The sequence below is a fragment of the Cellulomonas hominis genome (genome assembly GCF_014201095.1).
Classification (GTDB): Bacteria; Actinomycetota; Actinomycetes; order Actinomycetales; family Cellulomonadaceae; genus Cellulomonas; species Cellulomonas hominis.
The window spans coordinates 2,267,044-2,282,652 of sequence record NZ_JACHDN010000001.1 but is presented as its reverse complement, the minus strand read 5'-3'; the positions used below and the strand labels follow the sequence as shown (position 1 = coordinate 2,282,652).

The following is a 15,609-nucleotide window of genomic DNA, read 5'->3' as shown; positions in this document are numbered from 1 at the left end:
GCGGTCCGTGAGCCTGCACCCGCTGCCCGTCGCCGCCGTCCAGTACACGCCCGTCCCCCGGGACGTCGCCGCGAACGTGGCCGCCACGGCCGCCGCCGTCCCCCCGGCCCTCGACGCCGACGCCCGGCTGGTCGTCCTGCCGGAGATGTCGCTGGTCGGCTACGACCTCGCCCAGCTCGACGACCCCGCCGTGTGGACCTCGGCCGCCGACCCCCGGCTGGACCCGTTGCGCGACCTCGCCCGGGACGCCGGCGCGACGCTGGTCGTCGGCGGGCCGTGGCGCGACGCGGACGGCACGCCGCGGCTCGCGTCCCTGGTGCTCGGGCCGGACGGCTCGTGCACCGTCGCCGCCAAGGTGCACCTGCACGGCCGCGAGGTGGAGCACTTCGCGCCCGGGGACGCGGTGACGACCGTGGACGTCGACGGCTGGCGGGTCGCGCTGGCGGTGTGCTTCGACGCCGCGAACCCGCCGCACGCCGCCGCCGCGGCGGCCGCCGGTGCGGACCTGTACGCGGTGTCCGCGCTGTACGCGACGGGCGAGGAGCCGCGGGTCGACACCCACCTCGCGGGGACCGCCGCCCGGCACGGGCTGCCGACCCTGCTCGCGAACCTCGGCGGCGTCGCGGTGGACGGCTCCTGGACGTCGTGCGGGCTGAGCGGGACGTGGGGCGCGGACGGGCTGCGGCGCACCGGGGTCGACGGGACCGGGACGGCGGTGGCGGCGGACGTGCTGCCCCGCTGAACGGGCCCCGTGGCACCCGCCGCGTCGCTACGGTGGCGCCCATGCGACGCACGGGCACCGGCGAGGTGCTGCTCTGGCTGGCCGCCGCGGCGTACGCCGTGATCGGCCTGGTCTACGCGGTGAACGGCCTCACCCGGCGCGACGCGCAGCCCCTGGTCACGCTGACCGACGCCGCGTACCCGCCCCTGCCGGACACCGAGGTCGAGCACCTGGCGCTGCCGCTCGCCCGCGTGTGGGTCCTCGACCTCACCCGTCCCGAGGCGTCGCTGGCCCGGATCGGGCTGTGGGGCGGCCTGCTGCTGACAGCGGCGTTCGTCGCGCTGCTCGCCCTGCACGCCCGGCACACCGACCGGCGGGCGTCGGGGCGCCTCGTCGCGCCGGGCCCGTACCTCACCGCCGCGGCCGCCACGAGCGTCGTCCTGGCCGTCGCGCAGCCGCTCCTCCAGCGGTTCGGCGCCGAGCTGGCGCTGGCGAGCATCGGGTCGCCGCCCGGCTACGTACCGCACACCTCCGTGCCCTGGGGGTGGCCGGTGCTCGCCGCGGCGCTGCTGCTGGGCACCCGGGTCACGCGGCGGCGGGTCGGCCCGCCCGTCGCGTCAGCGCCCGTCTGACCGCGCGGGCCCGGCGCCCACGGCCGGCGCGTCCTCCCCCGCCCGGCGCGGGGTGAACAGCTCCCACACCGGCCCGAACACCAGCCACCCGACCAGCACCAGGGTCGCCCGCGCGCCCCAGCCGAGCAGCACCTCCTGCTGCTGCGCCGCCGCCTCGCCCGACCCCTGCGCGACGAGCAGCAGCACCCCGAGCACCGCCCACGCCACGGCCCACGCGAGCAGCGCCCGCAGCCACAGCGCCCACTCGTACCGCAGACGCACGGGCCCGTGCTTCGGCGGCCGCACCGGCTCGGGCCCGTGGAAGAACCGGTGCGCGACCCAGGCGTCCACGGCGCGCACGGTCCGCTTGCCGAACGCGACGGTGAAGCCGAGGTAGAGCGCCGCGAGGCCGTGCGTCCAGGTCGCCTCGGAGCCACGCAGCAGGTCGCCGACCGTCGCCACCAGCAGGATCACCTCCAGCAGCGGCTCGCAGAGCAGCAGCACGGTGGAGGTGCGCCGCATCCGGAAGGCGTACCGGGTGACGACGGCGGCGGCGAGGAACACCCAGAACGCCACCTCGCAGGCGAGGACGAGGGCGGCGACGGGGTTCGCGCGGATGGTCTCGAGCAGGTCCATGCCCGGCAGCGTCGCCGGGCTGCGCACCCCCGGTCGTCGGCCGTCCGTACGATCCTGCGCGCCCCGGTCGTCCGTTCGGAGGACCCGGCCGGTCGCCGCCGCGTGCTGGGATGGGCACCATGCCCCGGCTGCCCCGGCTCCCCCGCCTCGACGACCGCGGCGTCGCGGTCGCCTACCTCGCGGTCGGGCTGCTGCTGCACGGCGTGGGCCTGTCGGTGACGGGCGCCCCGGTGACGGGCGCCGCCGCGTGGTGGCTGCACGCGGGCCTGCTGCTCGTGGCGTGCGGCGCGCTGACCGCCAAGCGGCGGCACCCGGTCGTGGTGCTGCTCGTGGCGGCGACCACCTGCGTGGCGGGGCTCGCGATCGGGGGCAGCCTCGGGCTGCTGCTGGTCCTGGTCGACGCGCTGTACACGGCGGAGGTGCACCTGCGGCCGCGCGGGCGGCGCGGGCTGCACGCGGTGGTCGGCACGCTGACCGCCGCGGCACCCGTCACGGTGTGGGTGCTCGGCGGCGGCCTGCGTGACGGGCTGGCGGCGGCGCTCCAGGCCGTCGCGGTGCTGGTGACGCCGCTGTGGTGGGGCTCCGACGTGCGGAGCCGGACGGAGCTCGCGACGTCGGAGGCCCAGCGGGCCGACCTCACGCGGGCGCACGCCGCCGACGCGGCACGCATCGCGGACCTGGACCGGGCCGCCGCCGTCCGGGAGGAGCGGGCCTCGATGGCGCGGGACCTGCACGACGTGGTGGCGAGCCGGCTGTCCGCCATCGCGATCCACGCCGAGGCGGCCCTGTCCGCCCCGCCCGACGCCGGCCGGGACCGCGCCGCGCTCACGGCGGTCCGGGCGGAGTCCGTGGCGTCGCTCGCGGAGATGCGGTCGATGATCCTCGTGCTGCGCGGGGCGGCCGAGGAGGCGACCGGCGCCACCGCCGCGGCCGGGCTGGACCGGCTGGACGACCTCGTGGCGACCGCCCGCGCGCACGGGCTGGACGTGCGGGTGTCCGCCGACGCCCCCGCGCTGCCCGCCGTCGTCGACCACGCCGCGTACCGGATCGCCCGCGAGGCGCTGACCAACGCCGCCGCCCACGGGACGGCCGGCGGACGGGTGGACGTGCGGGTGGCGGCCGGCGAGGGCGGGGTCGAGGTCGAGGTGCTGAGCGCCCTGCCGACCGGGGACCGGCGCGCGGCGGGTCCCGCCCCGGCCCTCGGCTCCGCCACCGGCCTGGTCTCGATGGCCGAGCGCGCCCGGTCGCTCGGCGGGCGCTTCGCCGCGGGCCCGCAGGACGGCCGCTGGCGGGTGCACGCGGTGCTGCCGCTGGAGCAGGAGGGTGCGCGATGACGGTGCGGGTGCTGCTGGCGGACGACCACGGGGCGATCCGCGCCGGGCTGCGGCTCATGCTCGAGCAGGCGGACGGCATCACGGTCGTCGGGGAGGCCGCGGACGGCGACGCAGCCGTGACGAACGCGCGGGCGCTGCGGCCGGACGTCGTGCTGATGGACATCCGGATGCCGGGGACCGACGGCATCGAGGCGACGCGGCGGATCGTCGGCGAGGGGCTGGCGCAGGTCGTCGCCCTGACGACGTTCGACCTGGACGAGTACCTGTTCGGGGTGCTGCGGGCCGGGGCGGTCGGGTTCCTGCTCAAGTCGGTCGGGGCGGCGGAGCTCGTGGACGCGGTGCGCCGGGTCGCGGCGGGCGACGGCATCCTGGCGCCGGAGGTGACCCGGCGGGTGCTGGCGAGCGTGACCGCGCCGGCCGCCCCCGCCCCGGCCGTCGCGGACGTCCCCGGGCTGGACCTGCTCACCGCCCGCGAGCGCGAGGTGCTCGTCCTCCTCGGTGAGGGCCGGTCGAACCAGCAGGTCGCCGAGGCGCTGACCGTCTCCGAGACCACGGCGAAGACCCACGTCAGCCGGGTCCTGGCCAAGCTCGGCTGCCGGACGCGGCTCGAGGCGGCCGCACTCGCGCACCGCGCCGGCCTCGTGACCTGAGACACACTCGCCCGGTTGCACCCCGTGCACGGTTGCACTGAGTGCATCCAGGTGCTTACGGTCCTCCGCGTGACCGACGGACCCACGACCGACCGGCGCGCGGTGCTCAAGGCCCGCTCCCGCCGCGCGATCCTCGACGCGGCCGACGCGCTGCTCGTCGAGCGGGGCGCCCCGACGTTCGGCGTCGACGAGCTCGCCGAGCGGGCCGACGTCGCGCGCCGCACCGTCTTCAACCACTTCGGGTCGCTCGAGGACGTCGTGCTGACCGTCTGCACCGAGCGGCTCGGGCAGGTGATCGCCGACGTGCAGGAGGCCGCCAGCCGCACCCCGGTCGGCGACGGCAGCCGCGCCGCGATGTTCGACGAGCTCGCGCAGACCCTGCGCGGCGCGGACCTCCCCGACGCCATCACCTACCTGGCCGGGGCGCTCGGGCCGCTCGCGGAGGGCGAGGACCCCCGCGCGATGATGCTCGCGCAGGAGGCGTTCGCGCGGGTCGCGGACCACCTGTCCGCCGAGCTCGTCCGCCGCTACCCCCGGGCCGAGCCGCTGGACGTGCGGCTGCTCGTCTCGTCCCTGGTGCACGGCGTGGCGGTCATCGCCATGCACTGGTGCCAGACCACCGACCCCGCCGCGCCCGACGCCCGCGCGGCATGGGACGCCCTCGTCGACCGGCTCATCCACAGCGTCCGAGCCGGGTACATGCCGGAGCACTGACGCCCCGCACTCCCACCCACCGCAGCGAGAGAACAGGGACCATGGCAGGACTCCTCTACCGAATCGGGCGCTTCTCGGCCCGCCGCGCCTGGGCCGTCGTCACGGCCTGGGCGCTCGTGCTGGCCCTGTCCGTCGGCGCGTACTTCGCGTTCGGCGGCACCCTCACGTCCGCCGTCACCATCCCCGGCACGGAGACCGAGAAGGTCACCGAGCACCTGCAGGAGGAGTTCGCCGCGGCGAGCGGCGGCTCCGGCACGGTCGTGTTCCACACCGGCGGGGACAAGGCGTTCACCAGCGAGCAGCAGGCCGCGATCAGCACCGCGCTCGCCGACCTGACGGAGATCGACGGCGTCAAGGGCGTCACCGACCCGTTCGCCACCACCGCGCAGCTCACCGAGCAGGCCGCGCAGCTCGAGTCCGGGCGCACCCAGATCGCCGACGCCCAGGCCCAGCTCGACGCCGGGCAGCAGCAGCTGGACGCCGCGACCGCGCAGGTCGACGCCGGGCAGCAGCAGATCGACGCCGCGCAGGCCCAGCTCGACGCCCAGCGCGCGCAGGCCGAGGCCGCCGGCGTGCTCGCCGCCGTCGAGCCGCAGCTCCAGGCCGGCCAGGCGCAGATCGACGCGCAGCAGGCACAGCTCGACGCCGGCCGCGCGGAGCTCGAGGCGCAGCAGCAGACGATCACCGACGGGCAGGCGCAGATCGACGCCCAGACCCAGCAGCTCGAGGACGGCGCCGCCCTGCTCGACCTCTCCAGCGAGATCCGCCTCGTGTCCGAGGACGCCTCCGCCGCCGTCGGCACCATCGCGTTCGACGCCGGCCAGTTCGAGGTCGCCCCGGAGACGAAGGAGGCCGTCGAGGACGCCCTCGCGGACGCCGACCTCGCCGGCGCGCACGTCGAGTTCTCCAGCGACCTGACCCAGGCCGTCCCGTCCGTGCTCGGCCCGGGCGAGGTCGTCGGCGTCGTCGTCGCCGGCATCGTCCTGCTGGTCATGCTCGGCTCGGTCGTCGCCGCCGGGCTGCCGATCCTGTCCGCCCTGGTCGGCGTCGGCATCGGCGCGACCGCCGCGCTCGCCATGTCCGGGGCCGTCGAGATGCTGTCCGTCACCCCGGTGCTCGGCATCATGCTCGGCCTCGCGGTCGGCATCGACTACTCGCTGTTCATCCTCAACCGGCACCGCCGCCAGCTGCGCGACGGCGTCGAGATGGAGGAGTCGATCGGCCTGGCCAACGGCACCGCGGGCAACGCGGTCGTGTTCGCCGGCGCCACCGTGCTCGTCGCGCTGCTCGCCCTCAACGTCACCGGCATCCCGTTCCTCGGCCTCATGGGCACCGTCGGCGCGCTGTGCATCCTCATCGCCATCCTCATGGCGATCACGCTGACCCCGGCGCTGCTGTCCCGCATCGGCCTCAAGGTGCTGCCCAAGAAGCAGCGCGCGACGGTCGGCCACGAGGAGCCGGAGCCCGTCCCGTCCACCCCGATGCGGACGTCCCGCGCGGTGCTGACCCTCGTGGTCGGGCTGGTCGCGCTGCTCGTCGTCGCGATCCCCGCCCTGTCGATGCGCCTCGGCCTGCCGGGCGGCGCCGCCGAGGCGGAGGACTCCACGCAGTACCAGGCGTACACGATCACCGCGGAGAAGTTCGGCGCCGGCGTCAACGGCCCGCTGCTGGTGGTCACGGACCTGCCGTCCGCGGTGTCCGAGGACGAGCTGGTCGGCGAGCAGGTCCGCATCGGCCAGGCGCTCGCCGCGAACGACGACGTGGTCGCCGTCGCCCCCATCGGGTCGAACGAGGCCCGCACCGTCCTCGCGTTCCAGGTCGTGCCCGCCGAGGGCCCGGACTCCGAGAGCACCGAGCAGCTCGTGCGCGACCTGCGCGACTCCTCCCCGCTCGACGGCGACGTGCGGCTCGGCGTCGCCGGCACCACGAGCGCGCAGATCGACGTCTCCGAGAAGCTCGCGAACGTCCTGCCGGGCTACCTGGCGATCGTGGTGGGGCTGTCGCTGATCATCCTCATCATCGTGTTCCGGTCGATCTTCGTGCCGGTGACCGCCACCCTCGGGTTCGTCCTGTCGCTGTTCGCGGCGTTCGGCGGCGTCGTGGCGATCTACCAGTGGGGCTGGCTCGGGTCGGTGTTCGGGGTGCACGACCCCGCACCCGTGCTGAGCTTCCTGCCGATCATCGTCACCGGCATCCTGTTCGGGCTCGCGATGGACTACCAGCTCTTCCTGGTGTCCGGCATGCGCGAGGCGTACGCCCACGGGGTCGACCCGCGGGTCGCGGTGCGCCGTGGCGTGCACGCCGGGCGGGTCGTGGTCACCGCGGCGGCGATCATCATGACCTCGGTGTTCGCGGGCTTCATCTTCGCGGAGTCCTCGATCATCCGGCCGCTCGGGTTCGGCCTCGCGTTCGGGGTGCTGCTCGACGCGTTCGTCGTCCGGATGCTGCTGATCCCGGCCGTCATGCACCTGGCCGGGACGTGGGCCTGGTGGATCCCGAAGTGGCTCGACCGGATCCTGCCGGACGTCGACGTGGAGGGCGCCTCGCTCGAGCGCAGCCACCCGCACCCGACGCACCGCACGGTCCCGAGCGAGCCCGCCCCGGGCGCCCCGGCGGGCGAGGCGGAGCGCGAGCCGGACCGCGCCTGACCCCGCGCGACCCCCGCGGGCCGGGGCTGCACGCCCCGGCCCGCCCCCGTGAGTGGAGAGTTCTGCCCGACACGCCCGGCGTGTCCGTGCGGAACTCTCCACTCGGCGTCTCGGGCCGCGCATGCGCTCCGGCCCGGCCGCCGGCGCGGGCGCGGACGCCCGGCGGCCGGCGGGGCGCCTGACCCGCGAGGTCGAGGGTTCGACGATCGCTCCGGCGTGTCGGCGCGGCGTGTCGCGCGAAACCCTCGACCTCGCCGCCGACGCGGGCGCCCGGGGCGCCCGCCCCTCGCCGCCGGCGCGGGCGCCCGGGGCGCGCAAGGACGCCGCCCCGCGCGTCGGCAGCGTGCGGGACGGCGTCCGGTCCGGGGCGGGTCAGGCGGTGGGCAGCCAGACCCGCATGGTGCTCGGGCCGCGGTTGGCCCAGGAGTGGTACGGCACGAGCCGCACGTCGACGGCCTCCCCCGCGCCCCCGGTCCCCGGCGCGCCGTACGGCCACCCGGCCCCGGCCCCGGCCCCGTCCGCAGCCCCGCCCTCGTCCGCCGGCACGAGCCGCGCCCGCACCCGGGCGCCGTCCCCGTCCGCGACGGCCGACGCCCCGGCGTCCACGCGCAGGGTGTCGACGGCCGCACCGCCGGGCAGGTCCACGGACTCGGCGCAGAGCACGACCGGCCCGCGCTCGACGGCCACGCACCCGCGCACCGCGTCGATCCGCCCGTCGGGCACGGTGACCCGCGGCGCGACCGGCAGCACGAGCCGCACCTCGTCGCCGGCGGCGAGCTCCCGCTGCACGCGCACGACCCCGTCGACCACCTCGGCCGGCGCCCCGTCGACCAGCGCGTCCCCCGCCGCCCACGCCGGCACCCGCAGCGCGAGCGTCCACGGACCCTCGGGCGCCTCGGTCACCCGGACGACGACCTCCCCGTCCACCGGGTACCCGGTGACGACCTCGACCCCGACGGCCCGCCCGTCGCCCAGCCGGGTGGCGATCCGCGCGGACGCGTGCTGCAGCAGGTGCAGCGTGTCGTCGGAGACCGCGGCGACGTAGCCGCCGAGCGCCGCGAGCGTGCGGGCGACGTTGGTCGGGCAGCAGGACACCTCGAACCACGGGGCGCGCAGCCGGGACAGCGCGCGGGCGCTCACCTCGTCGTCCGAGGCGGCCTCCCCGGGCACGCGCTTCTGCAGCGGGTTCGTGTAGAAGAACGCCTTCCCGTCGGCCCGCGGCGAGGTCGCCACCACGTTGTACAGGGTGCGCTCGACGACGTCGCCCCAGGACGCGTCACCCGTCGCGAGCAGCAGCCGCCAGGACACCATGACCGACGCGACGCCGGCGCAGGTCTCGCAGTAGGCCCGGTCCGGCGGGAGCTCGTAGTCGTCGCCGAAGGCCTCGTCCTGGTGGTGCGAGCCCATGCCGCCGGTCAGGTAGGTGCGGCTCGCGAGCGTCCGGGCGTACTGCGCCCGCACGGCCTCGAGCAGCTCGTCGTCCCCGGTCTCGACCGCCACGTCGAGGGCCCCGGCCGCGAGGTACAGCGCTCGGACCGCGTGCCCGCGCAGCACGGTCGCCGACCGGACGGGCTCGTCGTCCTGGTAGTACTCCCGCCCGAACTCGATGGGCGCGAGCGTGCCGCGGCCCCGGCGCTCGACGAACAGCGCCGCCTGGTCCAGGTACCGGCGCTCGCCGGTCGCCCGGGCGAGCTCCGCGAGCGCGACCTCGATCTCCGGGTGGCCGCAGACGCCGTCGCGGCCGTCCGGCCCGAACTCCGCGCACACGTGGTCGGCGGCCCGGCGGGCGACGGCCACGAGCTCGTCGTCGTGCCCGGTGCGCAGCCGCGCCACGGCGGCCTGGATCAGGTGGCCGTAGCAGTACAGCTCGTGGCCCCACTCCAAGTCGGAGTACCGCGGCGCCTGGCCCGGCCGGCCGAACTGCGTGTTGAGGTACCCGTCCGGCTCCTGCACACGCCCGATCAGCGCGGCGAGCTCGCCGATCCGGGCCTCCAGGGCGGGGTCGCCGGTGCGCCCGACCTCCCACGCCATGGCCTCGATCATCTTGTAGACGTCGGAGTCCGCGAACTCCCGCCCGGTGCGGTGCTCGACCAGGGTGCCGTCGAGCGCGCGCTCGAAGTTCCCGATCCAGCCGACCCGGGTCTCCCAGTGGTCGCAGTGCGGGATGGTCGCGGCGGCGTTGACGCGCTGGCGGTCGGCCCAGAAGCCGCCGGTGAGCGTGACCTCCTCCAGCCCGAGCGGGCGCAGGGCGCCCGTGGACGGCAGGACGGGGGCGACGACGGTGGTGGTGGTGCGGTGGTTCACGGGGCTGGTCATCCCTTCAGCGCTCCCGACATGAACCCGTTGACGTAGTGCCGCTGCAGCACGAGGAACAGCACGACGCACGGGATGGTGAGGACGACGACACCCGCCTGGGTGGCGCCGTAGTCGATGACCCCCATCACCTGCTGGCGCATGTTCACCAGCGCGAGGGGCAGCGGCTGGTTGTCGCCGCCCACGAGGTACAGGGGCACCATGAAGTCGTTCCACGCGGCGAGGAACGCGAACAGCCCGATGGTGATGAGGCCCGGCTTGACGGCCGGCAGCAGCACGCGGCGCAGGGCGCCGAACGATCCGCAGCCGTCGACGAGGGCGGCCTCCTCGAGCTCCTTGGGGACGGCCTCGAACGAGATGCGCATCATGAACATCGCGAACGGCAGCTGGAACACCGCCAGCACCAGGCCGACACCGACGAGGGTGTTGGACAGGCCCAGGTCCTTGAGCCAGATGACGAGCGGGATCAGCAGGGTCGCGTACGGGACCATGAGGATCGAGAGCACGAGCAGGAACAGCGCGTCCTTGCCCGGGAACCGGAACCGCGCGAACGCGTACCCGCCGAGCGTCGCCACCACGAGCGTCACGATCACCGCGGTCGCCGTGATGCCGAGCGAGTTGCCCAGGTAGGTCGCCACGCCGGCCTGGTAGGACGCGAGCGTGGCGTAGTTGCCGAAGCCGAACCCGTCGACCTGGGCGGAGCCGGGCTGCGGGGACACGGACGAGATGGACGTCCAGATCAGCGGGTACAGGAACAGGATCGCCAGCCCGCCGGTCAGCACGTAGAACGGGGTGCGCCCGAGGACGCGGGTGATGCCGGACACGGTTCTCACTCCTCGGGCGAGCGCCGCAGCGCCTTGAGCTGGACGACGTTGACGACCACCAGGGCCAGCAGCACGATCACCGACAGCGCGGCGGCCATGCCGAGGTCGCGCTTCGACTCGAACGCGAGGTTGTAGATCAGCTGGACGACGGTCATCGTCGAGCCGTCCGGGCCGCCCTTGGTGAGGATGTAGAACTGGTCGAAGGCCAGGATCGAGCCGGTGACGCACATGATCGTGGACAGTGCGAGCGACGGCTTGAGCAGCGGCAGCGTGATCCGCCGGAACACCTGCATCGTCCTCGCGCCGTCGATGCGCGCCGCCTCGTAGACCTCGTGCGGGATGCCCTGCAGCCCGACGAGCAGCAGCAGCATGTAGAACCCGGCGAACCGCCAGACGATGAGGAACACCGTCCCCCACAGGGCACCCTCGGCGGACCCGAGGACGTTCACCTGCCCGCTCCCGAGGCCGAGCCGCTCCAACCACCCGGAGACCGGCCCGACCTGCGGCGAGTACAGCGCGTAGAACAGCAGCGAGGCGGACGCGAGGCCCAGCGCGGTCGGCAGCAGGAACGCCGTCCGCAGGAACCCGCGCCACCGGGTGCTCTCCTGCACGAGGAGTGCCAGCCCCAGGCCGAGCGCGATGAGCAGCACCGTGGCGATGACCGTGTACTTCAGCGTGAACCACACGGACGGCCAGAACATCCGGTGCGCGACGACCTCGGAGAAGTTCTCCGGGAAGTTCGTGCCCTGGTTGCCGCCGAGCAGCGACCAGTCGGAGCCGGACATCACGACCACGAGCACCAGCGGGACCACGAACAGCACGAGCACGAGGACGGCCGTCGGGCTGGCGTACAGCCAGCCCTGGAGGGCACCGCGCGACCGCACCGACCGGCGGCGCGCGGTGCTCCCCGGGGGCGTATCGGCGACGCGCCCCACCCGGCCCGGGGTGGCGAGGGTCACTGGGACAGCACCTCGGTGATGGCGTCGTTGTCGGCGTCGACCGTGTCGGTCCCGTCGAACGTCGCGTTCCGCATGAGGGTGACCCACGGGCTGCCGGAGGCGTTGAACGCCTCGGAGAAGAACTCCGCGACCGGCGTGCGGCCGGACTCGGCGATCATGTTCATCTCGAGCGCGATCGGGTTCTGCTGGGCGTACTCGTTGTCCAGCAGGGAGTTGCGGCCGGGGACCTCGCCGTTCTTCGCGATGACCTCGAGCTGCGTGTCCTCCGACATCATCCAGGCGAGGAAGTTCCAGGCCTGCGCGACGTTCTCGGAGTCCTTGGAGATGCCGAGCGCGTCGCCGCCGAGGAACGTCGACCCGCCGCCGTCCACGCCGGGGATCGCGGTGACGCCGACGTCGATGCCGGCCTCCTGCGCCGCGTACACCGCGGTGTTCGGGTACTGCATGACGCCGACCTGGCCGTTGGAGAAGGGCGCCGTCCACGTGGCGCCGGTCTCCTCCTTGGAGCCCGCGCCGACCGCGCCGGCCTGGTTCAGCTCGTAGTACATCTGGTAGAGCGCCTTGGCCGAGTCGGAGTTCACCTCGGCGGTCGTGCCGTCGGCCGACAGGACCTCGTCGCCGGACGCCCACATCGTCGGGAACCAGGTGAAGACGCCGCAGCCGCCGCAGTTGCCGCCGTAGTACGTGCCGGAGACGCCGGGCTTGTTCAGCGCCTGGACCGCCTCGGCCTGCTCCTGGAACTCGGCCAGGTTCGTCGGGCCCGCCTCGGGGTCGAGGCCCGCCTCCCGGTACAGGTCCTTGTTCCAGACCAGCACGGAGATGTCCTCGACGAACGGCAGCGTGTGCAGGTTGCCGTCCTGGTCGGTGCCGGCGTCCAGGTGGCCGCGCGTGATGTCGTCCTTGAAGTCCAGGCCGTCGATCTGCTCGGTCAGGTCGGTGAACAGCCCGTTCGACACCCAGTAGGGCAGCCGGACGACGTCGCCGGCCAGGAGGTCGGGCAGCTCGTCGTTCGTCGCCGCCCCGCCGACCTTCCCCTCCATGTCGTCGTTCGGGATGATCTCCAGCTCGACCTGGTTCTCGTGCGACGCGTTGTACGCCTCGACCAGGGTGGTGGCCTGGCGCTCCAGCGGGGCGCGGGTCCACATCGTCAGGGTCGTGCCGTCGTCCACGCCGTCGGGGCCGGCGGACTCGAGCTCCTCGGCCGCGGCGCCGTCGCCGTCGGACCCGGACCCGCAGGCGGCCAACCCCGTCAGCGCGAGGCCGGCCACGGCCAGCGCGGCCACCGGGCGGAACCCGCGCGATCGGAACATGCGGTTGCTCATCGTGCTCTCCCTCGGAACTTCGCCGTCGAAGTCGTGCGCGTCCCGGGTGGACGCGGCACAGTCGATCCGGGGTTCTGCCGAAACCCTTTTCGGTGAACGTAGCCGCAGGTTTCGCCGTCCGTCAAGACTCCCGCTGAAAGAGGAGGTGTGTACGATCGCGGTCAGAGGACAGGTTCACCCGATCCGGGCGGGACCTTCGGCAGATCCCCGGGAGGTGGGCATGGCGACCGCATCCGGGACCCCACGGCGCCCGCCCACGCTGTCGGACGTCGCCCGGCTGGCCGGGGTGTCCGTCGCCACCGCCTCCAAGTCGCTCAACGGCCGGCACCAGGTGAAGGCCGAAACCCGCGAAAGAGTGATTTCGGCGGCCGAGCAGCTGAACTTCTCCCCCAACGTGCTCGCCCGCAACCTGCTGAGCGGGCGGTCCGGGGCGATCGGGCTGGTCACGCACGACCTCGAGGGCCGGTTCTCCATCCCGACGCTGATGGGCGCGGAGGACGCCGCCGGCACCGGCAAGGTGTCGGTGCTGCTGTGCGACGCCCGCGGCGACGCCCTGCGCGAGCAGTACCACGTGCAGGCGCTGCTCGGCCGGCGCGTGGACGGCCTGATGATCGTGGGCGCCCGGCCCGACCCGCGGCCGTCGCTCGGGCCGCTCCCCGTCCCCGTGGTGTACGCGTACGCCCCGTCGGAGGACCCCGCGGACATGTCGGTGGTCTCCGACAACGTGCTCGGCGGCCGGGTGGTGGCCGAGCACCTCATCGCCTGCGGGCGGAGCCGCATCGCGGTGGTCACCGGCGACGCGACCTACGGGGCCGCGCACGACCGGGTCGCCGGGGTGCGCGCCGTCCTCGACGGCGCGGGCGTCGGCCTCACCGGCGAGCCGCTGTACGGCTCGTGGAGCGAGGAGTGGGGCCGCGCGGCGACGGCGCTCGTGCTCGCGCAGCACCCGGACGTCGACGCGATCGTCTGCGGCAGCGACCAGATCGCCCGCGGGGTGCTCGACCAGCTCCGCGAGTCCGGCCGCCGGGTCCCCGAGGACGTCGCGGTGACCGGGCACGACAACTGGGAGATCCTCGCCCTCAACGCCCGGCCGCACCTCACCTCGGTGGACATGAACCTCGAGGAGCTCGGGCGCCGTGCGGCGGCGCTGCTGTTCGACGCGATCGACGGCCAGGTCAGGCCCGGGACCGACGTCGTGCCGTGCCGGCTGGTGCCGCGCGGGTCGACCGGGCCGCGGGTGGACTGACCCCGGCGCCCTCCCGCCTCCCCGCACCGGAGCCGTCGGACGCCCGTCCGCGGGCCGGTGTCCGCCGCGGCACCCGACGCCGCGCGCCCTCCGGCGCACCCCGCTCCCCTGCACCCTTGCCGCCCCCGCACCCCAGCCGGTACGGTCCGGTCTATACCAGTCTCGACCACCCTCTTCCGAAAGGACCCCGCGATGGTGCAGGACATCCTCCAGGGGATCGCCGACAACCTGCTCAGCCAGGTGCCGATCCTCATCGGCCTGATCGCGCTCCTCGGCCTGCTGCTGCAGCGCAAGCCCGTCGAGGACGTCATCGGCGGCACGCTTCGCGCGGCGATCGGCGTCGTCATCATGACGATCGGCATCGACGTGTTCGTCGGCGGCCTGGCGTCGTTCCAGGCGATCGTGTCCAGCGCCGTCGGCGTCGACGCGCCCGCCGCCACGACGACGCTCGACGACTTCCTCGCCGGGCCGGGGGCCGCCGCGCCGCTGATCATCGCGGGCGGCTTCGCGCTGCACCTCGTGATGGTCCGCGTGTTCCGGTCCGCGCAGTACGTCTACCTGACCGGCCACCTCATGCTCTGGATGAGCATCGTCGTCGCGGCCTGCCTGGTCGAGGCGTTCGGCGACGTGGACCGGTGGACGCTCGTCGGCGCCGGCTCGGTCATCGTGGCCTGCTACTTCACGCTGCAGCCGCTGTGGATCGCGCCGCTCATGCGACGCGTCATGGGCCACGACCAGTTCGGGCTCGCGCACACCACCTCGACGCTCGCGCTGGCCACCGGCTACGGCGCCAGGGCGCTCAAGCTGGGCGACCCCGTCAAGCACGACACCGAGAAGCTGAAGATGCCGCGGGGCATCGCGTTCCTCAAGGACATGAACGTCGCCACGGCGCTGATCGTCGGCGTCATCATGCTGGTCGCGCTCGCGTTCGCCGACCCGGAGACCGTCGCGGCCGTCGCGGGCGAGGACCTCGCGCCGTTCGCGTGGGGCGTCATGCAGGCGCTGCGGTTCGCGGGCGGCATCGCGATCCTGCTGTTCGGCGTGCGGATGTTCCTGGCCGAGATCGTCCCGTCGTTCAAGGGCATCTCCGACAAGCTGCTGCCGGGCTCCAAGCCCGCCCTCGACATCCCGGTGATCTTCCCGAAGGCCACCACCGCGGTCATGGTCGGCTTCCTCGCCTCGACGGCGACGTTCCTGGTGCTGCTCGGCGTGTTCGCCGCCGCGGGCTGGTTCGTGCTGGTGCCGCCGATGATCATGCTGTTCTTCGGCGGCGGCGCCGGCGGCGTGTTCGGCAACGCGGTCGCCGGCTGGCGGGGCGCGGTGTTCGGCGGCGTGCTGAACGGCGTGATCCTCGCGTTCGGGCAGTGGGTCTTCTGGGGCGTGTTCTCCGGCACCGCCCCGGAGCTCGCCACCCTCGCCGACCCCGACTGGTACGCCGTCTCCGCGGTCCTCGTCGCCCTCGGCTCGGTGCTCGAGCCGATCGGCGCCGCCGCGATCTGGGTGGTCGCCGGTGCCGTGCTGGCCGTCTCGGTCGGCACCCTGGTGGCCCTGGGCCGCCGGTCCGCCCGCGCCGAGCGCCGTGCCGCCGCCGAGCGGCCCGCCGCCGACGACCTCGTCGCCCCCTGACCCCG

Annotated in this window: 13 protein-coding genes; 8 read left to right on the top strand and 5 right to left on the bottom strand. The window is 74.6% G+C overall.

Translation table 11 applies throughout. From position 1 onward, the window contains the following. Positions 1–7 precede the first annotated feature (7 nt). A complete protein-coding gene (locus HNR08_RS10680) occupies positions 8–742 on the top strand; it encodes a carbon-nitrogen hydrolase family protein (RefSeq protein WP_146832850.1) in 735 nt (244 codons plus the stop codon). A 41-nt stretch (positions 743–783) separates the two neighbouring features. Further along, the gene (locus tag HNR08_RS10675; protein WP_146832853.1) at positions 784–1,353 is read left to right on the top strand and encodes a hypothetical protein; all 570 of its coding nucleotides are present in this window, start codon (positions 784–786) and stop codon (positions 1,351–1,353) included. Here the strand turns inward: HNR08_RS10675 and HNR08_RS10670 are convergent. After that, on the bottom strand, positions 1,339–1,968 hold the full coding sequence (locus HNR08_RS10670) for a hypothetical protein (RefSeq protein WP_146832856.1): 630 nt from the start codon (positions 1,966–1,968) through the stop codon (positions 1,339–1,341). The genes HNR08_RS10675 and HNR08_RS10670 overlap by 15 nt on opposite strands. 119 nt (positions 1,969–2,087) lie before the next feature. Here HNR08_RS10670 and HNR08_RS10665 point away from each other — a divergent pair, with 119 nt between their 5' ends. The 4 genes from HNR08_RS10665 (at position 2,088) to HNR08_RS10650 (ending at position 7,314) form a co-directional block, all read left to right on the top strand. After that, the gene (locus HNR08_RS10665) at positions 2,088–3,302 is read left to right on the top strand and encodes a sensor histidine kinase (RefSeq protein ID WP_146832859.1); all 1,215 of its coding nucleotides are present in this window, start codon (positions 2,088–2,090) and stop codon (positions 3,300–3,302) included. Beyond that, a complete protein-coding gene (locus HNR08_RS10660; protein ID WP_146832862.1) occupies positions 3,299–3,952 on the top strand; it encodes a response regulator transcription factor in 654 nt (217 codons plus the stop codon). Before HNR08_RS10665 ends, HNR08_RS10660 begins: the two co-directional genes overlap by 4 nt. A 69-nt stretch (positions 3,953–4,021) precedes the next feature. Next, positions 4,022–4,666, top strand: a complete 645-nt coding sequence (locus tag HNR08_RS10655; protein ID WP_168431622.1) for a TetR/AcrR family transcriptional regulator — start codon at positions 4,022–4,024, stop codon at positions 4,664–4,666. Positions 4,667–4,707: 41 nt separating this feature from the next. Then, positions 4,708–7,314: an MMPL family transporter gene (locus HNR08_RS10650; protein WP_146832868.1), complete on the top strand. Its 2,607-nt coding sequence runs from the start codon at positions 4,708–4,710 to the stop codon at positions 7,312–7,314. A gap of 372 nt (positions 7,315–7,686) precedes the next feature. Here the strand turns inward: HNR08_RS10650 and HNR08_RS10645 are convergent, their stop codons facing one another. The 4 genes from HNR08_RS10645 to HNR08_RS10630 are packed head-to-tail and all read right to left on the bottom strand — an operon-like array spanning position 7,687 to position 12,732. Beyond that, complete coding sequence (locus HNR08_RS10645) at positions 7,687–9,630, bottom strand: glycoside hydrolase family 127 protein (protein WP_146832871.1); 1,944 nt, start codon at positions 9,628–9,630, stop codon at positions 7,687–7,689. Beyond that, on the bottom strand, positions 9,627–10,451 hold the full coding sequence (locus tag HNR08_RS10640; RefSeq protein WP_146832873.1) for a carbohydrate ABC transporter permease: 825 nt from the start codon (positions 10,449–10,451) through the stop codon (positions 9,627–9,629). Before HNR08_RS10640 ends, HNR08_RS10645 begins: the two co-directional genes overlap by 4 nt. A gap of 5 nt (positions 10,452–10,456) precedes the next feature. Next, positions 10,457–11,410 (bottom strand): carbohydrate ABC transporter permease, encoded by a 954-nt coding sequence (locus HNR08_RS10635; protein WP_246802893.1) that lies wholly within the window; start codon positions 11,408–11,410, stop codon positions 10,457–10,459. After that, entirely contained in the window at positions 11,407–12,732 is a 1,326-nt protein-coding gene (locus HNR08_RS10630; RefSeq protein ID WP_146832876.1) for an ABC transporter substrate-binding protein, read from the bottom strand. Before HNR08_RS10630 ends, HNR08_RS10635 begins: the two co-directional genes overlap by 4 nt. Before the next feature lie 220 nt (positions 12,733–12,952). On the opposite strand from HNR08_RS10630, the gene HNR08_RS10625 reads away from it, so the two are divergent. Then, on the top strand, positions 12,953–13,978 hold the full coding sequence (locus HNR08_RS10625; protein ID WP_146832879.1) for a LacI family DNA-binding transcriptional regulator: 1,026 nt from the start codon (positions 12,953–12,955) through the stop codon (positions 13,976–13,978). A gap of 192 nt (positions 13,979–14,170) precedes the next feature. Continuing rightward, positions 14,171–15,604, top strand: coding sequence for a PTS transporter subunit IIC (locus HNR08_RS10620; RefSeq protein WP_146832882.1), 1,434 nt, complete (start codon positions 14,171–14,173; stop codon positions 15,602–15,604). Positions 15,605–15,609: the final 5 nt, after the last annotated feature.

Coding starts and splice junctions, on each gene's coding strand:
- HNR08_RS10675 (WP_146832853.1), top strand. CDS start 784: ATGCGACGCACGGGCACCGGCGAGGTGCTGCTCTGGCTGGCCGCCGCG.
- HNR08_RS10670 (WP_146832856.1), bottom strand. CDS start 1,968: ATGGACCTGCTCGAGACCATCCGCGCGAACCCCGTCGCCGCCCTCGTC.
- HNR08_RS10665 (WP_146832859.1), top strand. CDS start 2,088: ATGCCCCGGCTGCCCCGGCTCCCCCGCCTCGACGACCGCGGCGTCGCG.
- HNR08_RS10660 (WP_146832862.1), top strand. CDS start 3,299: ATGACGGTGCGGGTGCTGCTGGCGGACGACCACGGGGCGATCCGCGCC.
- HNR08_RS10650 (WP_146832868.1), top strand. CDS start 4,708: ATGGCAGGACTCCTCTACCGAATCGGGCGCTTCTCGGCCCGCCGCGCC.
- HNR08_RS10645 (WP_146832871.1), bottom strand. CDS start 9,630: ATGACCAGCCCCGTGAACCACCGCACCACCACCACCGTCGTCGCCCCC.
- HNR08_RS10630 (WP_146832876.1), bottom strand. CDS start 12,732: ATGAGCAACCGCATGTTCCGATCGCGCGGGTTCCGCCCGGTGGCCGCG.
- HNR08_RS10625 (WP_146832879.1), top strand. CDS start 12,953: ATGGCGACCGCATCCGGGACCCCACGGCGCCCGCCCACGCTGTCGGAC.
- HNR08_RS10620 (WP_146832882.1), top strand. CDS start 14,171: ATGGTGCAGGACATCCTCCAGGGGATCGCCGACAACCTGCTCAGCCAG.